The sequence below is a fragment of the Candidatus Baltobacteraceae bacterium genome (assembly GCA_036488875.1).
GTDB lineage: Bacteria > Vulcanimicrobiota > Vulcanimicrobiia > Vulcanimicrobiales > Vulcanimicrobiaceae > JAFAHZ01.
The window spans coordinates 324,537-348,694 of record DASXGW010000004.1 but is presented as its reverse complement, the minus strand read 5'-3'; the positions used below and the strand labels follow the sequence as shown (position 1 = coordinate 348,694).

Sequence of the window (24,158 nt, the reverse complement as noted above, 5' to 3'; positions counted from 1 at the left end):
CGAAGCGGGTGCTTACGACTTCTTCAACTGCCGCAGTACGTATTGCAGGATACCACCGTGGCGATAGTACTCGGCTTCGTCGGGCGTATCGATGCGCACCCGCACCTTGAACTCGATCGACTTCTTGGTTTTCGGATCGGTTGCCGTCACCATTGCGTGCATTCTCGGTGTGATACCGCCAGCGATGCCGGTGACGTCGTACACTTCTTCACCCGTTAAGCCGAACGTCGAGCGGTTGGCGCGGTCGACGAACTCGAGCGGCAAGACGCCCATGCCGATGAGGTTGCTGCGGTGGATGCGTTCGAACGATTCGGCGATGACCGCCTTAATGCCGAGCAGATATGGGCCTTTCGCCGCCCAGTCGCGCGATGAGCCCGAGCCGTATTCCCGTCCCGCGAGCACGATCAGCGGCGTCTGGGTCGACTGATACTTCATCGCAGCGTCGAAAATCGACATCTGTTCGCCGGTGGGCAAGTGCCGCGTGACGCCGCCTTCGACGCCCGGGACCAAGTGGTTGCGCAGCCGCACGTTGGCGAAAGTACCGCGTGCCATCACCTCGTGATTGCCGCGCCGCGCGCCGTACGAGTTGAAATCTTTCGGCTCGATTCCGTGGTCCATCAGATACTTTGCCGCCGGGCTGGTGCGCGAAATGCTTCCGGCGGGCGAAATGTGATCGGTCGTGACGGAATCGCCGAGCACGGCCAGCGCGCGGGCGCCGGCGACATCGCTAAGCGCCGCCGGCTGCTCCGGCATGCCGTCGAAGTACGGTGGATTCTTGATGTACTCCGACTTGGGATCCCACGCGTAGCGCTCGCTCGGCGTGATCTGCAGCTTCGCCCAGTTGTCGTCGCCGTGGAACACGTCGGAGTAGCGCGACTTGAACATTTCGTCGCTAATACACGCCGCGATCGTCTTTTCAATCTCGTCGTCGGTGGGCCAGATATCCTTGAGGTAGACGGGTTTACCGTCGCTTCCCGTGCCGAGCGGCTCGGTGGTGAGGTCGACGTCCATGCTGCCGGCAAGCGCGTATGCGACGACCAGCGGCGGCGACGCAAGGTAGTTCGCGTGCACCTGCGGATGGATGCGCCCTTCGAAGTTGCGGTTGCCCGAGAGCACGGCCGCAACGATCAAGTGCTGTTCGGCGATCGTCTCGGCGACATCCGACGGAAGCGGGCCGGAGTTGCCGATGCACGTCGTGCATCCGTATCCGACGAGATTGAATCCGAGCTTGTCGAGATAGGTCTGCAAGCCGGCCTTGGCAAGGTAATCCGTTACGACTTTGGATCCCGGCGCGAGCGACGTCTTCACCCACGGCTGGGTTGCGAGCCCACGTGCAACCGCATTGCGCGCGAGCAACCCGGCGCCGACGAGCACCGACGGGTTCGACGTGTTCGTGCACGACGTGATCGCCGCAATGACGACCGAACCATCGGCAACGTTCTTCGAGGTCTGGGCGATCGTCGCCGTGCCCCCGCCGCCCTCGCCTTCGAAGCGCGCGACCGCGTTATTGGCTTTGTCGCGCGCCGCCGTCCATTCTTCCATCGCGGCGCCGAACGAGCGCTTCACGTCGTGAAGCGGGACGCGATCCTGCGGACGCTTCGGTCCGGCCAGGCTCGGCTCGACGGTCGAAAGATCGAGCGACAAGACGTCGCTGTATTGCGGATCGGGCGTTTCATCGGTACGGAACAAATCTTGCGCGCGCGCGTACGCTTCGACGAGCGCGACGTGCTCGGCACTGCGTCCCGTCAGACGTAAATACTCGAGCGTCCGGTCGTCGATCGGGAAGATCGCGACCGTCGATCCGAACTCGGGCGACATGTTGCCGATCGTCGTGCGATCGGCGACCGGCAGCGCGGAGAGCCCGCGGCCGAAGAACTCGACGAACTTGCCGACGACGCCTTTCTTGCGCAGCATCTCGGTCACGGTGAGCACGAGATCGGTGGCGGTAACGCCTTCGCGCAGCTTGCCGTCCAAACGGAAGCCGATGACTTCGGGAATGAGCATCGTGACCGGCTGTCCGAGCATCGCGGCTTCGGCTTCGATGCCGCCGACGCCCCACGCGAGCACGCCGAGACCGTCGACCATCGTCGTGTGCGAATCGGTTCCCACGCACGTGTCGGGATACGCCAGCGGTTTGCCCTCGAGCTGCGCCGAGTCGCCGCTTCGCGCGCCGAAGATCACGCGCGCGAGATACTCGATGTTGACTTGGTGGACGATGCCCGTATCGGGCGGCACCGCGCGGAAATCCGACAGCGCCTCCTGTCCCCATTTCAAAAACGCGTAGCGCTCGCGATTGCGCTCGAACTCGATCTCGGCATTTTTCGCCAGCGCGTCGCTGCTTCCGAAGAAATCGATCTGCACCGAGTGGTCGATGACCAGCTCCACCGGCTGCAGCGGATTGATCTTCTTGGGATCGCCGCCCATTGTGGCCATCGCGTCGCGCATCGCCGCGAGATCGACCACGCAGGGAACGCCCGTAAAATCTTGCAACAGCACGCGCGCGGGTCGAAACGCGATTTCCTTCTCGTGGTGCGCTTGCGGGTTCCACTTCGCCAGCGCTTCGATATCGTGACGGGTCACCGAACGCCCGTCTTCGAACCGCAGCAAGTTCTCGAGCAGAATCTTGATCGAGAACGGCAGGCGCGCGAGCTTCGTCAGTCCGGCGCGTTCGAGCGCGTCGAGGCGATAATACTTGTAGGAGCGCTCGCCGGCGCTCAGCGTATCGACGGCGTTGAAACTATTCGTGTGCTGTTCCATCGGACAGGCGTATTTTGGGGTCGCCTTCGGCGTAGCCTTCGATGCGCAGTCCGGACTCGCCGGACAAAAGTCGCCAGAGCGGTTCGCCGACGAGTTCGAGGCGCCAAGGCGTCAGCGCGAGCGCCGCTTCGAAGGCGGCGCGGTCGCGTGGAAGCTCGCGCGCCAGGCGCTCGAGCACCGAGCGCGGCACGACCAGACTGGCCGGCAGATCGGCTTCCCGCGCCATCTCGCCGGCCACCACGCTCAGCAGCGCGACGAGGGTATCGCGCGACGGGCCAAGCGGCCGCTGCGGCTTCTCGGGCAGGCTGGCTTCGTCGAGTGCCTGACCGCGTGCGACCGCGTCGAGAATCGCCGGTCCCAGCTGCCGCCGCGTTCCCGCGTCGAGCCGCCGAAGCTGTGCCAGATCGTCGAGCGTCTTCGGACGCAACGACGCCAAACCGGCGACGACGTCGTCGGGAATCACGTATTTCACCGGAACGTCTCGCTCGCGTGCGATACGATCCCGCAGCTTGACGATCTCGCTGAGCGTGCCGAGCTCGCGCCGGTTCATGCGCATTGCGCCCGGTATTCGAAGGTAGGCGCGCCGCTCGTCGATACGATATCGTTCGATCTCGCCGAGCTCCTCGCACTCCTCGCGCGCCCACTCGAGCCGGCCCTTTTTCTCCAGGCGCTCGCGCAGCACGTCGAACATCGGCAGCAAGTGCGCGACGTCGTCGACGAGATATTCGATCTGGCGCTCCGAAAACGGACGCGACGACCAATCGCTGACGGTCTGCGATTTTGCCAGACGCACGTGCTGCAGGTCGCGCACTAAATCGACGAGCGATATCTGCATGCCGTAACCCAGAAACGCCGCCATGATCTGCGTATCGAAAACCTCCGGCGGTACGCGGTCGAAGCGATCGGCGAAGATCTTCAGGTCCGACGAGAGCGCGTGTCCGATGACGGTCGTCTCGCACAGCGCCTGCGCGAGCGGACCGATATCGGCGATCGCGAGCGGATCGACGATGGCCGCGCCGTCGTCGAACGCGAGCTGCACCACCATCAATCGCGGCGAATACGTACGCTCCGCGTGGAACTCCGTGTCGATCGCCACGCGGCCGGCGGCGCGCACGCGCGTGCAGAGCGTCTCGAGCTCGCGCCCGTTCGAGACGATCGTGGGAACGATCACGGCGACGGCCTCGGCGCCGGGTGGAACCGGCGGAAATGGAAATGCGGACAGCGATGCGTCTGGCAGTAGTGCGTCGCGCGCCACTCGGTGCGGTGGATGAAGACCGTCACGCGATCGCCGAAGATCGCAAGCAACGTGCAGATCGGTATCGCGATCGCGCACATCGTCCACACGTGCACCCAAATCGGAACCTTGAACGCCGCAGCCGTTGCCGTTGCGACCGTTCCGCCGAAGCCGGGAATCACGCGGACCGCGAGCAAGAACGCCGGCGACCCGACCGGGAAGCGTTTGACCCACGCCGGTAACCGCTCGAGATACTGGTGCACGTCGAGCATTTGCGTCGCGCGGGTATTGATCCAATAGCCGAGCAGGGCGGCAAAAATCAGTCCAACCGCATTGACGATGGAGCCCTCAACCGGTCCGAAGATCGCGCCGTTCATGATGGCCAGCGCGTCGGTGACCGAGAACGGCGCCGAAGCGACCAGCGCGAAAACGGCGGTCGCCAGCGGCAGTGCCATGAAGCCGATAGTGCGAATTTCGTGCTCGACCCGCGGCTGATAGCGGATGACGAAGAACGCCAGTAAGAACGAAGCGATCAGCAGCGCGAGGGCGGCCAAGCGGCGAACGAGGCGGTTCAATCCCAGATGGTCACGATACTAGAAGTAGCGATCACGGTGCTGTGCGGAGTTGGGCTCTACGCCTCGCTTTTCATGCTTGCCAAGACCCGGCGGGCCGAGCGGGGCCGGCTGGCGGAGCCCAGCGTCGTCCAAACCCCCCGCGCCCGGCTCTACGGCGGCGTCCCCAACGCCGCCCTCGGAGCGGTCTATTATCTCGCGCTCGCGGCGGCCGTCTGGCTGGTGCGCTCCCCGGCCGGAACGGCGGTCGTACTCGTTGCCGTCGGATTCGCCGCGATAACGTCGGTAGTGCTTGCCTACTCGCTGCTGTTGGTTACGCGGCGATCGTGTCCGTACTGTTGGACGGGACATGCGATCAACTGGTCGCTCGCAATCCTCACCCCATGGTTATTCAAAACGATCATATTGAGTGCGACCACTGTCTTTTGGTAGAATCACCGTCTCCGGGTTGAAAAGGTCTCTATGACCGGTTCGCCGGAGTGAAAAGTAGCCGGAGCGCAGCGCCAGATTCTGCGACCTGGTGAATGGCAGAAAAAACCTGGGGGTGGTGCGATTGCACCACCCCCACTGCTTTACCGTTCGGGATTACATGCTGGACGGCTGGCTGAAGCCGTACACCGTCGCCAGATCGTGCATCGCCTGGTTGAGGACGGCGTGATAGTCTGCATCCTTCGCGACGCCGTACTTGGCATCGATGTCGGTCATGACCTGATCGTGGATACCGTGCGACACGGCGCGATCGAGCATCACTTCTGCGTTGAAGCTGTGGCCGGTCTGGCCCGCATCCCACAACGCCTTGGAGAGCGCCTTACCATCTTTGGGATCGGGACTGGGGGCCGACGGCAGCGCGACGCCCTTTGCCTTCGCGATCTTGAGCGAGTCGGAGACGACGAAGGGGAAGATGGTCACGAAGTTGGTGACTTTGTCGGCACCGAATTTCGCTTTGAGCGACGCCACTTCGGCGTCGGCTTTGCTGCCCGCGAGCGCCTTGACGAGCGTTACGGTTTGAAAGTTCGACGGCCCGCCGCCCGCGATAACCATCGAGAGCGTCACCGGAAGCGCCGGCGCCCCGGTGTACACGCCGGGTCCCGAGAACCGTGACGGCTGATCGACGACGTTTGGCATCCAAGTCATTGCGGCAATCACCGCTGCGATAATGAGTTTCATGCCCTACCAACGGCCAAGGTGGCGGCTTGGATTTACGCGTTCGTGATTTCGTCGATCATCGCGCGATAGGCCGGATCTTTGGTAGGTTCCGCCGAGAACCAAGCGGCGAGAATCTCCTCGCCGATCGCCGGCGCGGTCGCGCGCAAGCTCAAACAGAGCACGTTGGCGTCGTTCCACTCGCGCGCGCCGGCGGCGGTCGCAGCGTCTGCGCAGAGCGCGGCGCGCACGCCCCGAACCTTGTTGGCGACAATGCTCACGCCGGTCCCCGTCCAGCAGCACAGAATTCCGTAATCGGCCTGTCCGCGCGCCACCGCCTCGCCAACGTCGCGGGCAACCCCCGGCCACGGGCCTTGTGCGCCGGTTTTCAGCGCGCCAAAGCGCACGATCGTATGACCGTGGCGGTCGAGCCAGCGCCCGAGCGCTTCGGGCAGCTCGCCGGGCATGTCGGTTCCGACGGCGATGTTCATGAGTGAAGGAGATTCGCGCCGCAGCGAACGCATCCATGGATCGTGAGCGCTCCGCGTTTGGCAGCGACCGTCATTCTTGCGCGCCCGGCTGCCGGCGGCTTCGAACTCTACCTGACGCGACGCTCGTCGCGCAGTGGGTTCGCGCCCGACGCGTACGTCTTTCCGGGCGGTACCGTCGATCCGCAAGACGGCGAGCTGCCCGGCGCGCTGCGCAACGCTGCGGTACGCGAGCTCTTCGAAGAGGCGGGGGTGCGTTTGGATCCGGCGGCGATCGCCCCGTTCTCGCACTGGGTCACGCCGCCGAGCGAGCCGCGGCGCTACGACACGCACTTCTTCTTCGCACTAGCGCCTGCCGATCAAATCGCGCGCGCCGACGCGTTCGAAACCCACGACGGCATTTGGATCGCGCCGGCGGACGCGCTGCAGCGTTTCCGCGAAGGCAGCCTGCACCTCGTCTATCCCACGATCAAACATCTCGAGCGTTTACGCGCGTTTGCGTCGGTCGAGGACGTCGCGGCGTTCGCGCGCACCAAAACCATTCATACGATCTGCCCGGACGATGCCGGCGACTCGTTCGAAATTCCCGCGGAGCTGGAAGACGCGTGGTAACCCTGGTGCGCGCTCCCAATCCATCGGCGATGACCTTGACCGGGACGAACTCCTACGTGATCGATTGCGGCGGCGGCGCCGCACTCGCGATCGATCCGGGGCCGCCGATCGTGCGTCACGTCGAAGCCATCGCGCAGACGGCACGCGAACGCGGCTTGACGATTCGAGCCATCGCGCTCACGCACGGCCATCCCGATCACGCGCCCGGAGCGCGTCCGCTGGCGCAGCTCACCGGCGCGCCGATCTACGCCCATCCGCGCAGCAGTGCCGATCGCGACGCCGATCTCACCCTCGAAGGCGCGCTATCCGTCGGCGCCGTCGCGCTGCGCGTGATCGACGCTCCCGGTCACACGTTCGATCACGTCGTCTTCTATCTGCCGCAACAACGCGCGTTATTTACGGGCGACGTCATTTTAGGTGAAGGTACCGTCGTGATCGCGCCGCCCGGCGGCGCGATGCGACCGTATCAGGCGACGCTCCGTCGTCTCGCTGACGAGTTTCCCGACGCACGAACGATTTACGGCGGTCACGGCCCGATCGTTGAGAGCGCGCAAGCAAAAATCTCCGAGTACATCGAGCACCGCGAAATGCGCGAGCGCGAACTCACGCAGGCGCTGGCGCGCGGCGAAAAGACCGTTCCCGAACTCGTTTTGGAGATCTATGGCGAGCATCGCCCGGTATTATGGCCGGCGATGGCCCGCCAAATGCTGGCGTATTTGATCGCGCTCGAGCAGGAAGGCCGCGTCGCGTCGCGCCGGCTCGATCGCGCGATGACCGATCGCGAGCGCTGGATTCTCAATCCGCCCCTCGAGGAGCTCGTCGGCACCGAACAGGCCGAAGTGATCGCCGCCGAGCTGGGGGCAGAGCTCTACTTGAACGAGCTCTACGTGTATAATCTGATCTAATCCGATGTCGCGTTTGGTCGTCCAGCTCTTCGGAACGCCGTCGATACAGTTCGACGGGCAGCCCATCAAGCTGCCCACGCCCGCACGTTGCGTCGCCGTACTCGCAACGATCGCGCTGCGCCGCGGCGAGCCGCCGACGCGTTCCACCTTGGCGGCAGCAATTTGGCCCGACGAACTGGATTCGAACGCGCGTGCGAATCTTCGCCGGCACCTGCATCTCGTCGCGCAGGCGCTGCCCGCGATCGACGATATCGAATGGCTCGACACGACCGCGCGCACGATCGCGTGGAACGTAGGCGCTCCGGCGTGGTTCGACGTGCTCGAGTTCGAAGATCGTGCGAACGATCCGAAGCGGCGCGAAGAAGCCATCGCTTTATATAACGGCGATCTTTTGGCGGATTGGCCTGACGAATTTCTCATTGCCGACCGCGAGCGTCTGCGCACGCTGTATCTGACCGCGTGCTTCGAAGCCGCCATCGGCGCGCGGCGCGATTCGCGTTTGAGCGAAGCGCTCGCCTACGCCGAGCGTATTCTTACCGCCGACGAGTTTCGCGAAGACGCGCTGCGTCTAGCGATGACCGTCGAGTACGAATCGGGCGACCGGTTGGGAGCGGTGGGGCGCTTTCAACGTTTCGTCGATCGATTGCACGCGGCGATGGGCGTCGATCCCATGCCCGAAACGTTAGCGTTGCGCGACGCCCTTCTCAGCGGGGTCCCGGCCTCGACACGCACGCCGTTCGTGGGACGCCGCGCCGAAATGCAGGTCCTGGAGGCCGCGTGGCGACATGCCGCGCGCGGACGTGGAACCGTCGTCTTTGTCGGCGGCGACGCGGGCGCCGGCAAAACGCGCTTGATCGGCGAGATTTGCGCGACGGTCGGCGCACAGGGCGGCCGCGCACTCTACGGCGAGACGTCCAATCCTCAGGCCTATCCGTACGAACCGATCGTCGAGGCACTTCGGCGCGGCATCTCGATGATCGCCGACTCGCCGCCGGCTATGCCGTGGCTGAGCGCTTTGAGCGAGCTGCTTCCCGAGCTGCACGCGCGCATAGCCGGTATCCCGCCTCCCAAACCGCTCGAACCCGGCGACGCGCAAAAGCGCCTATTCGAAGCGATCGAACGAACCATCGAGCGGCTGTCGCGATCGCGCCCGCTCGTGCTGGTCCTCGAAGATCTCCACTGGGCGCAAGCGGCCACGCTGCAAGCGCTCGAAGCGCTGGCGGCGCGCATCGCCGCCGTTCCCGTGGCGATCGTAGCGACGTACCGCACCGGCGAGGTGACGCCCGGCCACGAGCTGCATTCGCTGCGCCGGCGTTTGCACAATCAGCGGCTTGCGACGTCGATCGACGTTCCTCCCTTGCTGGCCGGCGAAGTGGCCGAGCTCGTTGCAAAGATCGGCGCCTCGTCGAGCGACGAAGCGTTGAGCGCTGCCGTGTATCGGGGCAGCGAAGGGAACGCGCTGTTCGCATCGCTGCTGCTGCGCAACTATGCGGAAACCGGCACGCTGCCGTCGCCGGGCAGCGCGCCGCGTAATATCGCCGAAACGATTCTCGAGCGGACGTCGTCGCTCGACGCATCGAGTCACGCGCTGCTCGACGCCGCGGCCGTCGCCGGACGAACGTTTACGGCCGGCGTCTTGGCAGGCGCCCTAAACTGGAATGAAAGCGCGCTTTTCGACGCGCTCGGCGTCCTGCTCGATCGCGGTTTTATTCGCACGTCGGGCAGTTCGGCGTACGCGTACGCGTTCTCGCACGCGCTCATCGAAGCGGCGATCTATTCGAACATACCGGCTTGCGAACGCACCGCGCGCCATCGCCGTATCGCCGAGCTGCTCGAGAGCGACGACGCCGGAACCGGTACGCTGCATTCGATCGCTCGCCACTGGAAGGCCGCGGGAGAGCGCGCACGTGCGGCGCACGCCTTTGCCGGCGCGGCCGAGGCATCGCTCGAGGTGTACGCACGCGACGAAGCAATCGGTTACGCCCGCGAAGCGATCGAACTCCAAGACGATCCACAGCGCAAGTTCGAAGCGCTCAGCGTGCTCGTGCGCGCCGACGAGCACTACGTGTCGGTGGAACGCTGGAACGACGACCTCGTACACCTCGAGACCGTCGCGACCTGCCTCGGCGACGCCGAGCGCTACGGTGCGATGGAGGCGCGAGCCCGCTTCTACGCCCAAACCGGAGAACGCGAACGCGAGCGGACGCTCATCGACAAGATGCTCGACCTGGCCGGTCGCATGCGCTGGAGCGACCGGATCGCCGATGCGCTGTGCTCTCTGGGAAGCGTTCACGTCGGCATCGGCGATTTTCGCGGAGCGGTAGCCGAATTCGAACAAGCGCTCGTGCTCGCCGAAGCACTGCGCGATAAGCGGCGCATTTTGCACGTTCGTCAACGGCTCATCTTGACGCTCATGCGCTGCGGCGACGTGGCCACTGCATCGCGTCAGCTCGACCTCTTGCGCGCCGAACGCACCGGTGACGAACCGATCTCCGAGCGTATGGATATGTTGTGGGCCGAGAGTTCGGTCGGCACCGCGACGGAAGATCCGGTTATCCTCGGACGCGTCGGAGCGGAACTGCTCGACCTAGCCACCACTATCAACGACCGTGAAACCGAAGCCAAAGCGCACTGGCTGTTGGGCTGGGCGGCGATGGTCGGCGGCGATCCCGCGAGCGTACGGCAAGAGTACGAAGCGGCGGCCGCCCTCTTCGAGCAACTCGAACAACCTCAGTCGCTTGCCGCCACGTACACGAACCTCGGCGTTCACTACTTCGAGGTCGGGCTCTTCGCGCAAGCAGTTGAATTCTACCGGCAAGCCGCTGCATGTGCCGAGCGCGCCGGGGCGCGCAATCTGGTCGCATTCGCATGGACGAACATCGGCGACGCACGGTATGCCGCCGGCGACGTTGCCGGTGCTCGCGAAGATGCCGCGCGCGGGCTCGAACTTGCCGGGCCGACCGCGGACCAACGCTGCATTGCCGGAGCGCTTAGCGTCCTAGGAACGATCGAGTGCGGTGCCGGCGACACCGATTCCGGACTCCGCCGCTTACGCGCCGCGGTCGACATCCGGCGAACGCTCCTCAATACCGATTCGCTCATGGAAGATCTTTGCCGATTCGCCGAGGCGCTGTTCCGTGCCGGAAGACTCGAAGACGCCGCTGGGGCGGCCGCCGAGCTCGAAACGTTGCTCGCCGGCGCAAGCCCTCTGCGAACGCCGCCGCGTCTCTATGCCACGATCGCGCAGATCGAGCGCGCAATCGGCAACGGCAAGAGCGCCGGCGAGTATTTAGCTCGAGCGGAAGCGATTTTTCAAGACCAGCTGGCCGCGCTTCCCGATGAGGAAAGTCGTGAAGCTTTTCGGGCGCTGCCGCATCACCGCGATTTCGCGGGCCGAGCGATCGTTTCGTAGATCGCGCCCGCTCCGACGATAATCGCCATCACGAGCAGCGTCACCCAGCCGTAATTGAACACGGCGCGCCCGCTGCCGAGCGCGCTCGGCCACACGATGTTGAGCAGCATGAGCAGCAGGTAAAGTCCCCCCGCGACCGTCACCGGAACGCCCCACGCGCCGAGGGTAAAGACGCCGCTGGGCTTCCAACCGCGGCGGCGTGCCACGAGCGCTCCAACGACCGTCAAGAAAAACGCCAGATAAATACCCGACGTTGCAAACGACACGAGTGCGTAGAGCGCGTTGACGTTGGCCGGGTAGTCGAACCACAGCACGTGCACCGGCTTACTTGGATTGACCAGCACCAGCAGCAAGAAGAGGAACGGAACGATGGTGCCGACCAGGATGGCATTGACCGGCGTGTGGTGGCGCGGTGAGATGCTCGCGATCTTTTGGCCGGCGGGCAACGCGCCGTCACGCGCCAGCGCGAAGGCGACGCGCGCGCCGGCGCCCTGTACGGCCGTCCCGCAGCTAAAGAACGCCACGATCACCATGACGAGAAAAAAATCTTGCAGCCACGGCGGCAACTGCGCGAGAACGGTGTTGACGCTTCCGTTGACGATCGGCGCGATGCCCCCGTGCGGCGTTGCGAGCAGGAGTCCGAGTACCAAGACGAACGACGCGATCCCGCCGTAGAGCAGCGCGCTGCGCATCGCGCGCGGCACTTGGCGTTGGGCGTCGAGCGTCTCTTCCGAAATGTCGCCAGCCGATTCAAATCCGTAAAAGATGTAGACGTTGGCCAGCACGGCAACGAGCGCGGCGGCCGCCCAGCTCCCGCCGAAGTCCAGGCTCATCGGATTGGTCTTGACGTGCTCGACGCCTTGCGTCGTGAAAATGAACCCGAGGTTCTGATGAAACGCAAAGATCGCCAGCGCCAAGAAGACGCCGAACGTTCCGATGGTTTCGACGTAAACGCCGTAACGTGCGACGCGACCCATGATCTTGGCGCCGACCGAGTTGAGAATCGCCGACAACACGATGATGCCGCCCGCGATGACGAAGATCGTTGCGTGATCGTCGGGCTTCAAATTCGTCTTGAACAGCAGGTTGCAGAGCGCCGTCACGTAGCCCACGGCGCCGGAATCCACCGACGCGACGGTCGCGAGCAGCGCGAAGCCGTAGATCCAGCCGATGTACCAGCCGAAACGCGGGCCGACGTTGTACTTTCCGTATTGGTAGAGCGCGCCCGAGAGGGGATACTCGCTCGCCAACTCGCCGAAGACGAGCGCGACGAGCAGCATGCATCCGACGACGATCGGAATGGTCCAGATGTAGCGCGGGCCGCCCGTTCCCAAACCAAGCGTGTAAAGCGAGTAGATCCCGACCATCGGGCTGAGGTAGCTGAAGGCAACGGAAAAGTTGTCGAAGAGCGAGAGTACCCTCGATAACTGCTGCTTGTATCCGAGCGCGGCGAGCCGCGCGTCGTCGGCGGTTACCTGCCCGCGCCCCAAGCCCACGCCGTGATGCGCCAGCCGGCCGAGGTATTCTTCAGCACCAGCGTCCAGGTCGCTCCGTTTTGCTTAACGGTCGATCCTTTGTGCTGGTACGAAAACGTCGTTGGAACGACGACGTACGCGAGATTTCCCGTCACATCGACGTGGACGGGCGGCCCGAGCGTGACCAATCCGTCGCTGTCACCGTCTTGCTTGGAGAAGGCGAGATAGGCTTTCCACCAATCGCCGCACGACATCCAAGCGTGGGGCGGAAAGTCGTCGATGATTCCGGCCTGCGGCGCGCAGGTCGCCAGCATGCCTTTGCCGTCGGCCTTGTTGAACGCGTCGACGAACGCCTTGACGGTACCCATCGGACTGACCGGCGTCGCTCCAAGCGTAAACGCCGCGAGAGCAAGGGCTGAAACGAAGGTTCTCAAACGTACTGCGTACATGCGCTTTCCTCCGAGGCTGGCACCTTACGTCGTCCTGATGTTGACGGCCTGCGGCCAGCACGTCGTGCCGGCCGTTGCGCCGCCCTTGCCGTCGGCGCTTGGGCCGACGTCGTGTTACACGACCACCGTCGCGCCGAAAAACGCCAAGGCGACGATTACGTTTTACGGTTATCCCGACAATACGCCGCCGGGTAAAGCGATCGCCCATCCCGTGATCCACCAGCACGCGGGAGGCGACGGCACCTACTGCAATCCGACGACGTTTGCGACCGAAAAAGCCAACGACGCAACGATTCCCTACGGAACGAAGATCTACGTTCCGTTCATTAAGAAATATTTCGTGCGCGAAGACTTGTGCGCCGCGTCGGGGCCGCCGGTGGGCAGCGGCAGCAACGGCTGTTATCGGCTGTGGTTCGATCTATGGATCGGCGGCAACGCGCATAGCAACGTCAAAGCACTCGTCGCGTGCGAGCGCCGCCTTACGCCCAACGGTAAGGTTCGCGTCGTCCTCGACCCGGGACCGAACTTACCGGTCGCAAACGCGGGATCGATTTACCGCAACCACCCGGCGCCCAACGGTACGTGTAACTAATCGACGTCGAGGACGATCTTTCCGAAGTGATTCGACGAGGCCATGCGCTCCGCGGCCTTGACGACGTCGCCCATCCCGAACGACTCGTCGATCGCCGGTTTCATGCCGCTTTCTTCGAACAGCGCGAGCATCGCCTGAAAATCCCCAGGGCTGCCCATCGACGTACCCACGATCGTCACGTGCTTCCAGAATAGCGGAAACATCTTGATCGTCGCATCGCCGTTGGTGCCGCCGTAGACGGCAATCCGTCCGCCCGGACGAACCGCGTCGAGCGCTTTGGCCAACGTGTCGCCACCCGACGAATCGACGACGAGATCGATCGCTCCCATCGAGCGCAGCGCTTTGTGCCAATCGGGATTCGTACGGTAGTTGAGGCCTTCATCGGCGCCGAGCTCCTTCGCACGTTCCAGCTTCTCGTCGCTTCCCGACGTAACGATGACGCGCGCCCCCACGCGCTTGGCAAAGAGCAGGACGAACGTTTGCACGCCGCCGCCGACGCCCGTGATCAGCACCGTTTGTCCCGGCTCGAGCTCGCCGCGCGTGAACGTCGCACGGTACGCGGTGAGTCCGGCCAGCGGAATCGCGGCCGCTTCCTGCATCGATAGGTGCTTGGGTTTGGGGTACGCGTTGACCGCCGGTACCGCGACGTACTGCGCGAACGTTCCGGGATGCGGCATCCCGAGAATCGAGCTGGAGCGCGCATCCCACACGTTTGGATCGTCGCCCCAGCCGAGCATCGGATCGACGACGACGGCATCGCCCGCCTTTACGTGCGACACGCCGTCGCCAACCGCCGCGATTTCGCCGGCTCCGTCGGAGCCGAGAATCACGGGCAGCGCGATCTTCGGATAGAGTCCCTGCGTAATGAAGACGTCGCGCCGGTTGAAGGCCGCGGCGCGCACGCGCACCACGACCTCGCCGGATGCCGGCTGCGGCACCTCCACGTCGTCGATTCGCAGGTTCTGCGGTCCGCCGATTTCGTGCAGGCGGACCGCGCGCATGGTTTGGGTCATTACTGTTTTATGGTGATGGCGAAGTGCACCGCCGCGGGCTGTACGAAGAGCTGGTCGGTCTGGAGCGGAGCGAGGTAAGACGTTCCGTTTTTCCCTGCGTATAACCCTTGGTACGGCACGCCCGCACCGTAATAGGTGAACGGGCCCGAGACGGAGTTGAACAGGTTCGTGCCGGCGATCGTAAAGTCGACGTTACCGAACGACTTACCGACGGCGGCGTCGGTGAAAGTATAGGGCGCCTGCCCGAGCGGATTGTTGCGACCCGTAAACGTGAAGGCGGTGGCGGCGTGCCAGCCCTTATCCGCCCACAGCAGCGTTGCCGACGCCTGCTGCTGGGGAACGCCCAAAAACTGCTGGTACGCAACGAGATTGCCGCCGGACGTGGGGTTGGACACGTTGGGTCCCAGTGAATACGGGAACGCGACGTTCAACCCGTACCCCAGCTGCATGGTGAGATGCTGTTGCGGGAAACGCTGCTTGAACTGCACTTCGGCACCCTCGTAGACGGCGTTACCGATGTTGATCGGAATCTCGTACGCGAAGCCGTTGGGCGTGTTGCACGAGAATCCGGGATAGAAGTTTTCGATCGTGTCGCGCAGATTTGAACGGTAGAGCGAAACGTCGAGGTTCGAACTGCTCGAGAACAGATGCGAGAATCCGGCCTCGTATTCGGTCGCGTGCTCGGCCTTTTCGCTCGGATTTCCCTGGCCCCCAACGACGCAGTTTGAGTCGGCCGGCGGCAGACCGGGGTTGGGTTGCACCTTCCCGCTTTCGACAACTTGCGGAAAGTAGTACTGCTCGATCAGAAGGGGCGGCCGGAAACCCGTACCCGCCGACGCACGGACGACGTCGGAACTACCGAGATCGTAGCTCGCTCCTAAACGCCAATCGGCGGAACTTCCAAACGTGGTGTAGTTTGCGTCGTAGATGCCGCTCGACAGCCGAAGCCTGCCGAAACGCTGCGCTCCGCGCGCGAAGTAGGAATGAACGCTGTTGTAAAGCGTTCCAGCAATGCCTTGTCCGCCCAATGACTCTTGCCGCGTGTATCCGCCGAACGCAAACTCGCCGTCGTCGAAGGTCCGTCCCCACGAGAGCGACTCGTCATACCGTTGGTCGGTGTGCGAGACGTCGTACGGCGTGACGCCCGTCGAGCCGCCGGAAAAGTTGACGCCGTTGTCGTCTGCGAAGAAATCCGCCAAGAGCGTGCCGGACCCCAGCACCGAGCGCGAGTAGACGTCGTAAGCGCGGATGTTTTGCGCGAAGGTCGCGGTGCCGGCGCCGAAGTGCACGCCGTACACGGGATTCGGCACGTTGGTATTTCCGCTGGGACAGTAGCTGCTCGCGTCGGTTGGATCGCACGGCTCGTATCGATTTCCGATGATGCCGTTGAGTGCGCTGCTCTCGTCGCGCACGTCCCCCAGATTAAAGACACGAACACCGGCGTCGGCACGCTGCGAGAAATTATAGTCGAGGTTGAGTAGCCCCAGTCGTGCCGAGATCGTCGATCCCAGATGCGTGAGTACCGGACAGTTTGCCGCCCCGCTGCCGGCCGACGACGCGCAGTCGATGGGAGCGTTGTTCTGAGGAACGACGTAGGCGAATTGGTTCGTTTGGCCGGCCGATTGATAGTCGTCGGCTGCGACCGCGTACCCAAGTTTGCCCGCCGTACCGGTCGCATTCAGCCACGTCTGCGTCGTTCCGAACGAGCCGACCGATCCCGAGATCGCAGCGTGCTGATCTTGCGTCGGCCGCAGCGAAACGAAGTTGACCGCACCGCCGAACGTGTTGCTGCCCTCGCTGTCGAAAGGACCGAGGCCTTCGGTCACACTCAACGCGCTAAATGCCGGCACCGCAAACTGCGAGAGATCGAGATCGCCCGTGTTCGCATCGTTGAGCAGATGCCCGTCGAGCGTCACCATCGCTTCCGAGGGATCCGGACCGCGCAGTGAAACGACGTCGGGTGCGGTCGGCGCGCCCGAGTCGGGCCGCTGGATGACGACCGACGGAACCGCTTGCAGCGCTTCCGTGACGGTGGTGTATCCCAATGCGTCCATCTGCGCGCGAGAGACGTCGACTTCGGGGATGGCGTTGCGCACGAGAGCGTATCCGCCGTTGACGGTCACCGTACCGATGGTACGCAGCCTGGGCGAGTTTACGGGCTCGAGCACGACGTCGACGTTAGAGTCTCGGTTGATGTCGCCGGTGTTCACGGTCACCGTCGCGTAGCCGCTCGCGCTCGCCGTAAGGTCGTAGCGCCCCGGCGGCAACGACGCGGAGAAGCTGCCCTTTGCGTCGGTTTGGCTGTGGAGTGTCTTAGGACCCGAAAAAAAGAGAGAAGCCTGAGCGATTCCCGCTCCGGCCGGCGTACGAACGCTGCCTGTAACGAGACAGCACGCCGCAACGAGTATGTGTAGCATGTAAATCCTCGTATGCCCTGTGTGCAACTACGGTTGAAGACACGGCAAGACGAGGAGGTCCGCGCTTCCCGCGCCGCATCGATGCGATGCTGCGGCGGCGCACCGGCGCGGTAGCGAACGTACGCAACTCTGCCGCAGACGGCAGAGTTGCGTAATCCTTGGAAATGATTGCGACGATCGCGGCGATGATTCGATCGCGGTGCGAGAGCAGCCAGCGCACCAACGCGAACGTCGCAAGCGCGATCGAGCCGGCGCAAATCGCGATCGTGATGAGTCCCAGCAAGACGGATCCGCCGAACGCGTCGTCGAGGTCACCGAGCGGCCGCCCGGCCAACAGCGTGTCGATCCATTCCATCGCGGGCACGAGCAGCGACGCCAACGCGACGGTTGCCAGCACGAACGCCGCGCCGAACGACCAACGCGGAGCTTCGCTCGCACGCATGCCGCGGCGAGCAGCCGCTTCGCAAATGAGGCGAAAGCCGCGCACGGCGATGAGTGCGGCGGCGGCAACGGCGACCGCGACGATGATTTCGCGCGAATCGTGGCTGCCGACGTCGTCGAACGACGCATGTGGTACCAAGTAATCGGCGACGACGTCGATGACGACGTGCGCGACCGCCGCGGAAGCCGCAGCGGCGGCGACCACGAGCAAGACGAGCCAGCGGGGGAAGGCGCGCACGAGACCGCCTATTCTGCAGAGGCCCGGGCTCCTCCGGTGCCGTACAGAGTTCGGTCTATGAATAAGAGAGCAGCTTTTGTCCGCGCGTTTTTTCGAGGCGTCTCGCGGGTGACGAAAACGTTCACGCTAGAGGTCGGCCCCTTGCGGGCGACCGGCGTTCCGGCGCTGTTGCTGGGCGTGTCCGGAGTCGTGCTCGCTTCCGGCGTCACCGCGGCCTTAGCCAAGGGAGCGACGCGCTTGCCCGAAACCCTCAGCGAAGCCCGCGGGTTAACCGAAGCGCTAAACGCTCGCTCGCGCCTAAACGCATGATCGACGACATCGCACTGACCGATCTGATCCGCGCCCAGCTTCCCGACGCCGACGTCACCGTCGTCGACCGGACGGGAACGATGGACCATTTCAACGTGACGGTGCGCTCGGCGGGGTTCAAAGGCAAAACGCTGATCGAGCAGCATCGGCTCGTATACAACGCGCTCAAGGCGGCGCACAAAGACGGACGCATTCACGCCGTCGAGCTCAAAACCATCATACCGGAGAACTAACCATGGCAGAGGACTTCAAAGAAGAGATCGCGCGCGAGGTCGCGGCGAATACGATCTGCGTTTACGGCAAGGGCACCAAGACCGCGCCGCGCTGCGGATTCACGCTCGAGACGATCGAGTTTTTCAATCACTTCGGCTATCCGTTCGAAGTCATCGACGTGCTGGAGAACGTTCCCAAGCGCGAGGCGCTTTCCGAGATAACCGATTGGCCGACCTTGCCGAAAATCTTCATCAGCGGTAAGTTCTACGGCGACACCGACATTCTGGGACCGATGGCGCAGAACGGCGAGCTGCAAACCGTCCTCAAGGACGCGTTCGGCGGACAAGAGCCGGCGCCGAAACAGACGATCAACCTTCGCTAGTGTTTACGACGATCGTCTCGGTTGACGAGCTGCGCGATCTCATCCTGAGCTTGTCGAAGGGCGATCCCAAGGTCGTCACGATCGACTGCCGGCATGCGCTGGCGGATTTTAGTTTGGGAAAGCGCCTCTACGACGAGGGGCACATTCCCGGCGCGTTCTTCGCGGCGGTTGAAGACGATCTCGCCGGGCCGAAGACGGGCCGCAACGGCCGTCATCCAATGCCCGATCCCGAGGTCTTTGCGCGCTTCTTGCGAGGACTCGGCGTCGACGACGACACGCAAATCGTCGCCTACGACGCAGGCGCCGATATGTTCGCAGCGCGCTGCTGGTCGCTGGTTCGCTGGATCGGACACGATGCGGTCGCGGTTCTCGACGGCGGTTACGCAAAGTGGGTGCAGACCGGATGTCCGGTCAGCGCGGCGCCGGCCGAGCCGCGGCGCGAAGGCAACATTCGAGCGCGCGTACGGCCCGGCCTCATCGTCGACGTGGAACACGTGCGCGCGCATCTGGGTTCCGACGAGCTGCAAATCCTCGACGCGCGCGCGGCCGACCGCTTCGCCGGGCAAAACGAAACGGTCGATCCGGTTGCCGGACATATTCCCGGCGCGCGCAATCGGTGGTTCAAGCAAAACTTCAACGACGACGGTTCGCTCAAATCGCCGGCGGACTTAGTCGCGGAGTTTTCTTCCGTCGATCCGCAGCGCGTCGTCCATCAGTGCGGATCGGGCGTTTCCGCCGCCGTGAATCAATTGGCGATGATGCACGCGGGCCTGGGCGAAACGCCGGTCTACGGCGGTTCGTGGAGCGAATGGATCGCCGATCCGTCGCGACCTATCGCGACCGGGGCGGATTAACACTTACAGCCTCTCGAACAGTTCTGTCACGCCGTTGCGCCCGCTAGAAAGGGGAGCTCGTTGCGGTACTGGCTTTTCAAAACCGAACCGAGCGCGTTCTCGTTCGAGCAGTTGCAAAAAGATCGAACGACGCCGTGGTCCGGCGTGCGCAACTTTCAAGCGCGTAACAACATGATGGAGATGAAACTCGGCGACTTAGGACTCTTCTACCATTCGAGTATAGCCGAGCCGGGCGCGGTCGGCGTTTGCCGCGTCGTGAAAGAAGCGTATCCCGATTTCACGCAGTTCGAAAAGGGCGGCGAGTATTACGACGGCCGCGCGAAACCCGATAAACCGATTTGGATGATGGTCGACGTCGAGTTCGTCGAAACGTTCGCGCAGCCGGTCACGCTGTCACGAATGCGCGAGGATCCGCGCTTAGTCGGGATGGCATTGCTCAAGCGCGGGCAGCGGCTTTCCGTGCAGCCGGTCATGCCGCACGAATGGAACATCGTGCGAGAGCTCGCTAAGGGGGGCGCGTGATGAAGAAAACCTGGCAGACCAAACTCATTCACTCCGATGCGAAGATCCCCGAAGGCTACCGTTCGCTGGTGCCGCCGGTGTACCGCGGGTCCACGACGATCTTTCCTTCGGCCGCATCGGTCGACGACGACTGGAACCAGCATCGCGCCGGTTACACGTACGGCTTATACGGAACGCCGACGGCGCTCGAACTGGCCGCGCGCGTTTGCGAGCTCGAGGACGGCGAATGGACCGTAATCGTGCCGGGCGGGCAGGCGGCCATCGCGCTCATCTCGTTTGCGCTTCTCGAGAGCGGCGCCCACATGCTGATGCCGACGAGTGCGTATTCGCCCAATCGCAAGCTCGCCTATTCGCTGTTGTCGCGCTTCGGCGTCGAGGCGACGTTCTACGATCCGCTGATCGGAAGCGGCATCGGCGAGCTCATGCGCGAGAACACGCGCCTGGTTTGGGTCGAGAGCCCGGGATCGATCACGATGGAGGTGCAGGACGTTCCGGCGATCGTCGCCGCGGCGCACGCGCGCGGCGTCATCGTCGCGCTGGATAACACGTGGGCCGCGGGCGTACTGCTCGATGCGTTCGCGCAGGGCGTCGACGTGACGATGCAAGCGCTCACGAAATACGTCGGAGGTCACAGCGATCTGCTGCTCGGAACGGTGACGGTGCGCGACGCCGCACTCTACGAAAAGCTCGGCGCCGCACATCAAGTGCTTGGTTATAACGCGTCGCCCGACGACTGCAGCCTCGCGCTGCGCGGCCTACAGACGCTCGCGGTGCGGCTCTCCGCAATCGAGCGCTCCACACTGGAGATCGCGCGATGGTTGTCGCAGCGCCCTGAAGTGGAGCGCGTGCTGCACCCGGCGCTGCCGTCGTGTCCGGGTCACGAGTTTTGGAAGCGCGATTTCACCGGCTCGTCGGGCGTGTTCTCGGTCGTCTTTAAGCCAGGCCCCACGCAAGAGCAAGTCTTCGCGTTCGTCGACGCCCTCGAGCTGTTCGAAGTCGGTTACAGCTGGGCGGGCGTCACGAGCCTCGCCGTGTCGTACACAATTCGCGGCTACGAACACCGCATCGTGCGCTTTTCCATCGGCTTGGAGTCGACCGAAGATCTCATCGCCGATCTGGAGCGCGCGCTGACGAAGTTACGCGAGTAGTCGCAAAGACTCAAGGCGCCCGCCCGCGGCGCGAGAACTGTAGTACCGTCATGAATCGCGCTGCGTGGTTGCTTGCCTTGCCGATCGCGCTGACATCATGCTCGGGCGTCACTCCTTCAGTTGCGAGCGGTTCACTGCGCGTCGCGCACGCGCGTGCTCTCGTCGAGCCTTCTGCTCCGTACGTGTACGTTGCAAACTCCGGATTCGCCTCGGGGAGCGATGAGCTTCCAAGCGTGGTCGTCTTTCCGCCGAACGGCAGAACCCCGCGGCGTACCTTCGCGAGCACCTCCACCGTCGAGCTGGGTGACGTTATTGCGCTCGATGCGAGGGGCGCACTTTTCGTTCCTCAAGGGCCGGCAGGTGCGGCGACGACGCCCTATTCCATAAACGTCTTTGCACCCGGCAGTAAACGGCTTCAGCGAAATATCACCTACGGCGCGGAGCTGGTAAACTCCATGGCGTTCGACCATCGCGGGAACCTTTACGTTGCCTACCAGCGTTTGAACAACTACGTCATCGAGTACGCACGTAAGAAGTCTGCGGTTCGTGAAATCTCCACCGGTGCGTCTGTCCCAGGTCGGCTTGCCGTAGATTCAAAAGACAACCTGTACGTTCAAACCGACAACGCGCTGCTCGTTTTTGCGCCGGGGAGCTCGACGCTGCCGCTGCGTATTATCAAGCACCTGCCTAAAGCAGCCAAAATCGGTACCTATACCATCGATCGGTCGAACAACGTCTACGTCAGCTATTATTTCGGGAATGGCAGTCAAGGCGTCGTCGACGTTTACGCTTCCGGCAGCACTCACCCGGCACGCGAAATTTCCGGGCTCAATCCTTGCCAGCTAGCGACCGATACCGCACGCCGGCTCTACTCGTTGCAGTGCCGCGCCGATCTCCCGCAGTCGATAAGCATCTTCGCGCCGGGAAGCTCGACGGCAGAGAGAACGATCACTTCGGGGCTCGTGCATCCGAGTTCGATTGCCGTCGACCCGTCAGGGTACTTGTATGTAACGAACTACGGCCCGTACAACAACAAGAACAACTACGTAGACTCCTCGGTAACCGTGTATGCACCCGGGCAATCGGCGCCGCTTCGAACCATCGAGCGCGATCTCGCCCAACCGGTGCAAATCGTCTTCGGGTCGCAGTGATGCGAAACGTCTTACTGCTTTTCCTCGTCATCGCGGCCGGTTGCTCGAGCCCGTTAGCTTCGAGCGCGCTCGGAGGTAGCACGGTTCCCGCAATTCGGCAGGCGCGTTCGGCGAGCGGCTATCTCTACGTCGCAAACAACGGTGGAAACTCCGTTACCGTGTACTCCGATAGCGCCGGCAAGCTGGCTCGAACTTACAGCGTCGGCGTCAATCGTCCGACAGCGCTTGCATTAGATGCAGCAAGTAATCTCTACGTCGCAAACGCTTGCTGCCGCGGATCGTCCGCTCCGTCCTCGACTTACGGTTCGGTTACCGTTTATTCTTCCTCGAGTGCAGCATTAAAGCGCACGATCACCGACGGTGTGTGGCTTCCTAGATCCCTAGCGTTCGATACGTCAAACGACCTCTACGTCGCGGGCGCCGCCGGCGTTGCGGTCTACGCGCCCGGGAAAAGCACCGTTTCACGCAATCTCAACATCTATCCTTACGGTAGTGACCTGCCTCGAGCGCTCGCGTTCGACCCTTCGGGCAATCTCTACGTAGCCGCCTTCCCCGGGGACGCGTACGACTCCGGCGGATCGTCGATTGCGATCTACGCGCCCGGAGCGACGTCGGCAAACAGCATCATATTTGACGGTTTGCGGTTTCCGAATGATCTCGCGTTCGACTCAGCCGGCAATCTGTACGTCGGAAACGATCCGCGGGCCAACAATCCGAAGTCGACGATCGGCAACGTGGTGGTCTATCCTCCCGGCGCAACGGCTCCGTCCCAAACGATCACCAACGGCATCGGCGCGGCAGCAGCCCTCGCTTTCGATTCGGACGGCAACCTCTACGTTGCAAACGTTCGGGGCAAAAAGAAGAATAGCGCTTCGATAGCGGTCTTTGCCCCTGGAGCCACGTCGCCGAAACTCACGATCACCAAAGGCATTCACAGTCCCGACGCGCTGGCGTTCGATACGGCCGGATTCCTGTACGTCGCCAACTACACCGCGAATACCGTCACGGAATATAATCGCGGAACCGGCAAACTGAGGCGGACGATTACGCGCGGCATTTCACATCCTACCGCGCTGCTTTTTTCGGAACAATATTAGCGCCCAAGGGACCGGCCCCGCCGGCGCGGCCCCCTTTTACGACTCGCTTTCCTTGGAGGTTACTCCAGCGTGACGTCCGAGACGTACCAGTAGTCGTACACGCCGCTGTAGCCGTTATCGTAGACGCCGAACTCCAGCGTTACCGTTTTACCGGCGTATTTCTTGAGGCTGCAGGTGCCCAGCTTCCAATCGGTCTTGGGATTGGTCACGAGTTCCTTGTAGCAGCGATCGACGGTCTTACCGTTCATGACGACATCGACTTCCTGGTCGCCGTATTTGAGCTGATCGGTCGATCCGCCCCAATACCACCAGCTCAGCTTTCCGGCTTTCGTCATTTTGACGGTTTGTGACACGCCCCAAAAACCGTTGGGAGCCGGATTCTTCGTCGTACCGGCAAAGGCCGCACCCTTACACGTCTTATAACCGCCTTTGACGGCTGAGACGCTGCCGCTGGCCGGATTGGATTTGTCGGCACCTACGCCCTTCACTGCCTTCCAGCCGGTGAGACCGGCGAAGCAGGCGTTCTTGATAGCGTTCGCCGTTGCCGACGGCGCCGTCACCGCATAAGGCGATTGCGGAGGCGGTACTATTGCGGACTGACCACCGCAGCCCGTCATGAAGAGCGACGCCGAAATGGCGACGCCGGCGATCCAAAGATTTTTCATGGGCAGAGTATCGCACGTTCATGCTAACGACTGCTTATGAAGTATTTAAGCCATGATTTCGTTTGTTGC

General features: G+C 63.2%; 24 protein-coding genes. 13 read left to right on the top strand and 11 right to left on the bottom strand.

Annotated elements, in window-relative coordinates; all coding sequences use genetic code 11:
- Positions 1–12: 12 nt before the first annotated feature.
- The 3 genes from acnA to VGG89_07195 are packed head-to-tail and all read right to left on the bottom strand — an operon-like array spanning position 13 to position 4,566.
- Positions 13–2,757, bottom strand: a complete 2,745-nt coding sequence (gene acnA / locus VGG89_07205; protein HEY1976312.1) for an aconitate hydratase AcnA — start codon at positions 2,755–2,757, stop codon at positions 13–15.
- Positions 2,738–3,928, bottom strand: a complete 1,191-nt coding sequence (locus VGG89_07200; GenBank protein ID HEY1976311.1) for a ribonuclease D — start codon at positions 3,926–3,928, stop codon at positions 2,738–2,740. Before VGG89_07200 ends, acnA begins: the two co-directional genes overlap by 20 nt.
- A complete protein-coding gene (locus tag VGG89_07195) occupies positions 3,925–4,566 on the bottom strand; it encodes a VTT domain-containing protein (protein ID HEY1976310.1) in 642 nt (213 codons plus the stop codon). Before VGG89_07195 ends, VGG89_07200 begins: the two co-directional genes overlap by 4 nt.
- Positions 4,567–4,572: 6 nt before the next feature.
- Between VGG89_07195 and VGG89_07190 the strand changes: the two genes are divergently transcribed.
- A complete protein-coding gene (locus tag VGG89_07190; GenBank protein ID HEY1976309.1) occupies positions 4,573–4,995 on the top strand; it encodes a vitamin K epoxide reductase family protein in 423 nt (140 codons plus the stop codon).
- A gap of 153 nt (positions 4,996–5,148) precedes the next feature.
- On the opposite strand, the gene VGG89_07185 is transcribed toward VGG89_07190, so the two are convergent.
- Together VGG89_07185 and VGG89_07180 are read right to left on the bottom strand one after the other, a co-directional pair.
- Positions 5,149–5,730: a hypothetical protein gene (locus VGG89_07185; GenBank protein ID HEY1976308.1), complete on the bottom strand. Its 582-nt coding sequence runs from the start codon at positions 5,728–5,730 to the stop codon at positions 5,149–5,151.
- A gap of 32 nt (positions 5,731–5,762) precedes the next feature.
- Positions 5,763–6,197 (bottom strand): RpiB/LacA/LacB family sugar-phosphate isomerase, encoded by a 435-nt coding sequence (locus tag VGG89_07180; GenBank protein HEY1976307.1) that lies wholly within the window; start codon positions 6,195–6,197, stop codon positions 5,763–5,765.
- Between the two features lie 42 nt (positions 6,198–6,239).
- On the opposite strand from VGG89_07180, the gene VGG89_07175 reads away from it, so the two are divergent.
- Genes VGG89_07175 through VGG89_07165 form a run of 3 tightly spaced genes read left to right on the top strand, consistent with a single transcriptional unit; the run spans position 6,240 to position 11,123 of the window.
- On the top strand, positions 6,240–6,806 hold the full coding sequence (locus tag VGG89_07175; protein HEY1976306.1) for an NUDIX hydrolase: 567 nt from the start codon (positions 6,240–6,242) through the stop codon (positions 6,804–6,806).
- Positions 6,800–7,711 (top strand): MBL fold metallo-hydrolase, encoded by a 912-nt coding sequence (locus VGG89_07170; protein HEY1976305.1) that lies wholly within the window; start codon positions 6,800–6,802, stop codon positions 7,709–7,711. Before VGG89_07175 ends, VGG89_07170 begins: the two co-directional genes overlap by 7 nt.
- Positions 7,712–7,715: 4 nt before the next feature.
- On the top strand, positions 7,716–11,123 hold the full coding sequence (locus VGG89_07165; GenBank protein ID HEY1976304.1) for an AAA family ATPase: 3,408 nt from the start codon (positions 7,716–7,718) through the stop codon (positions 11,121–11,123).
- Here the strand turns inward: VGG89_07165 and VGG89_07160 are convergent.
- Both VGG89_07160 and VGG89_07155 read right to left on the bottom strand, forming a co-directional pair.
- A complete protein-coding gene (locus VGG89_07160) occupies positions 11,087–12,613 on the bottom strand; it encodes an amino acid permease (GenBank protein ID HEY1976303.1) in 1,527 nt (508 codons plus the stop codon). The two genes, VGG89_07165 and VGG89_07160, sit on opposite strands and share 37 nt — an antisense overlap.
- Complete coding sequence (locus VGG89_07155) at positions 12,595–13,047, bottom strand: hypothetical protein (protein ID HEY1976302.1); 453 nt, start codon at positions 13,045–13,047, stop codon at positions 12,595–12,597. The genes VGG89_07160 and VGG89_07155 overlap by 19 nt, the downstream gene beginning before the upstream one ends.
- On the opposite strand from VGG89_07155, the gene VGG89_07150 reads away from it, so the two are divergent.
- Positions 13,046–13,639 carry a hypothetical protein gene (locus tag VGG89_07150; GenBank protein HEY1976301.1) on the top strand — a complete coding sequence of 198 codons (594 nt, stop codon included), beginning with the start codon at positions 13,046–13,048 and terminating at the stop codon, positions 13,637–13,639. The genes VGG89_07155 and VGG89_07150 overlap by 2 nt on opposite strands.
- Here the strand turns inward: VGG89_07150 and VGG89_07145 are convergent.
- The 3 genes from VGG89_07145 to VGG89_07135 are packed head-to-tail and all read right to left on the bottom strand — an operon-like array spanning position 13,636 to position 17,748.
- A complete protein-coding gene (locus VGG89_07145; GenBank protein ID HEY1976300.1) occupies positions 13,636–14,652 on the bottom strand; it encodes an NAD(P)-dependent alcohol dehydrogenase in 1,017 nt (338 codons plus the stop codon). The genes VGG89_07150 and VGG89_07145 overlap by 4 nt on opposite strands.
- On the bottom strand, positions 14,652–17,069 hold the full coding sequence (locus VGG89_07140; GenBank protein HEY1976299.1) for a TonB-dependent receptor: 2,418 nt from the start codon (positions 17,067–17,069) through the stop codon (positions 14,652–14,654). The genes VGG89_07145 and VGG89_07140 overlap by 1 nt, the downstream gene beginning before the upstream one ends.
- Positions 16,966–17,748 (bottom strand): hypothetical protein, encoded by a 783-nt coding sequence (locus tag VGG89_07135; protein ID HEY1976298.1) that lies wholly within the window; start codon positions 17,746–17,748, stop codon positions 16,966–16,968. Before VGG89_07135 ends, VGG89_07140 begins: the two co-directional genes overlap by 104 nt.
- A gap of 108 nt (positions 17,749–17,856) precedes the next feature.
- Between VGG89_07135 and VGG89_07130 the strand changes: the two genes are divergently transcribed.
- Genes VGG89_07130 through VGG89_07095 form a run of 8 tightly spaced genes read left to right on the top strand, consistent with a single transcriptional unit; the run spans position 17,857 to position 23,424 of the window.
- Positions 17,857–18,057 carry a hypothetical protein gene (locus tag VGG89_07130; protein ID HEY1976297.1) on the top strand — a complete coding sequence of 67 codons (201 nt, stop codon included), beginning with the start codon at positions 17,857–17,859 and terminating at the stop codon, positions 18,055–18,057.
- Positions 18,054–18,290 (top strand): BolA family protein, encoded by a 237-nt coding sequence (locus tag VGG89_07125; protein HEY1976296.1) that lies wholly within the window; start codon positions 18,054–18,056, stop codon positions 18,288–18,290. Before VGG89_07130 ends, VGG89_07125 begins: the two co-directional genes overlap by 4 nt.
- Positions 18,291–18,292: 2 nt before the next feature.
- Entirely contained in the window at positions 18,293–18,652 is a 360-nt protein-coding gene (locus tag VGG89_07120; GenBank protein ID HEY1976295.1) for a glutaredoxin domain-containing protein, read from the top strand.
- Positions 18,652–19,506, top strand: a complete 855-nt coding sequence (locus VGG89_07115) for a sulfurtransferase (GenBank protein HEY1976294.1) — start codon at positions 18,652–18,654, stop codon at positions 19,504–19,506. Before VGG89_07120 ends, VGG89_07115 begins: the two co-directional genes overlap by 1 nt.
- 60 nt (positions 19,507–19,566) lie before the next feature.
- On the top strand, positions 19,567–20,028 hold the full coding sequence (locus tag VGG89_07110) for an EVE domain-containing protein (protein HEY1976293.1): 462 nt from the start codon (positions 19,567–19,569) through the stop codon (positions 20,026–20,028).
- Entirely contained in the window at positions 20,028–21,176 is a 1,149-nt protein-coding gene (locus VGG89_07105) for a cystathionine beta-lyase (GenBank protein HEY1976292.1), read from the top strand. Before VGG89_07110 ends, VGG89_07105 begins: the two co-directional genes overlap by 1 nt.
- A gap of 50 nt (positions 21,177–21,226) precedes the next feature.
- Entirely contained in the window at positions 21,227–22,327 is a 1,101-nt protein-coding gene (locus VGG89_07100) for a hypothetical protein (protein HEY1976291.1), read from the top strand.
- Positions 22,327–23,424, top strand: coding sequence for an SMP-30/gluconolactonase/LRE family protein (locus VGG89_07095; GenBank protein ID HEY1976290.1), 1,098 nt, complete (start codon positions 22,327–22,329; stop codon positions 23,422–23,424). The genes VGG89_07100 and VGG89_07095 overlap by 1 nt, the downstream gene beginning before the upstream one ends.
- Before the next feature lie 59 nt (positions 23,425–23,483).
- Here the strand turns inward: VGG89_07095 and VGG89_07090 are convergent, their stop codons facing one another.
- A complete protein-coding gene (locus VGG89_07090; protein ID HEY1976289.1) occupies positions 23,484–24,089 on the bottom strand; it encodes a hypothetical protein in 606 nt (201 codons plus the stop codon).
- Between the last annotated feature and the right edge of the window lie 69 nt (positions 24,090–24,158).

Excerpts from the sequence above, each read along its gene's own strand:
- acnA (HEY1976312.1), bottom strand. The coding sequence starts at position 2,757 with ATGGAACAGCACACGAATAGTTTCAACGCCGTCGATACGCTGAGCGCC.
- VGG89_07190 (HEY1976309.1), top strand. The coding sequence starts at position 4,573 with ATGGTCACGATACTAGAAGTAGCGATCACGGTGCTGTGCGGAGTTGGG.
- VGG89_07185 (HEY1976308.1), bottom strand. The coding sequence starts at position 5,730 with ATGAAACTCATTATCGCAGCGGTGATTGCCGCAATGACTTGGATGCCA.
- VGG89_07180 (HEY1976307.1), bottom strand. The coding sequence starts at position 6,197 with ATGAACATCGCCGTCGGAACCGACATGCCCGGCGAGCTGCCCGAAGCG.
- VGG89_07165 (HEY1976304.1), top strand. The coding sequence starts at position 7,716 with ATGTCGCGTTTGGTCGTCCAGCTCTTCGGAACGCCGTCGATACAGTTC.
- VGG89_07150 (HEY1976301.1), top strand. The coding sequence starts at position 13,046 with ATGCGCTTTCCTCCGAGGCTGGCACCTTACGTCGTCCTGATGTTGACG.
- VGG89_07155 (HEY1976302.1), bottom strand. The coding sequence starts at position 13,047 with ATGTACGCAGTACGTTTGAGAACCTTCGTTTCAGCCCTTGCTCTCGCG.
- VGG89_07145 (HEY1976300.1), bottom strand. The coding sequence starts at position 14,652 with ATGACCCAAACCATGCGCGCGGTCCGCCTGCACGAAATCGGCGGACCG.
- VGG89_07140 (HEY1976299.1), bottom strand. The coding sequence starts at position 17,069 with ATGCTACACATACTCGTTGCGGCGTGCTGTCTCGTTACAGGCAGCGTT.
- VGG89_07125 (HEY1976296.1), top strand. The coding sequence starts at position 18,054 with ATGATCGACGACATCGCACTGACCGATCTGATCCGCGCCCAGCTTCCC.
- VGG89_07120 (HEY1976295.1), top strand. The coding sequence starts at position 18,293 with ATGGCAGAGGACTTCAAAGAAGAGATCGCGCGCGAGGTCGCGGCGAAT.
- VGG89_07105 (HEY1976292.1), top strand. The coding sequence starts at position 20,028 with ATGAAGAAAACCTGGCAGACCAAACTCATTCACTCCGATGCGAAGATC.
- VGG89_07100 (HEY1976291.1), top strand. The coding sequence starts at position 21,227 with ATGAATCGCGCTGCGTGGTTGCTTGCCTTGCCGATCGCGCTGACATCA.
- VGG89_07095 (HEY1976290.1), top strand. The coding sequence starts at position 22,327 with ATGCGAAACGTCTTACTGCTTTTCCTCGTCATCGCGGCCGGTTGCTCG.
- VGG89_07090 (HEY1976289.1), bottom strand. The coding sequence starts at position 24,089 with ATGAAAAATCTTTGGATCGCCGGCGTCGCCATTTCGGCGTCGCTCTTC.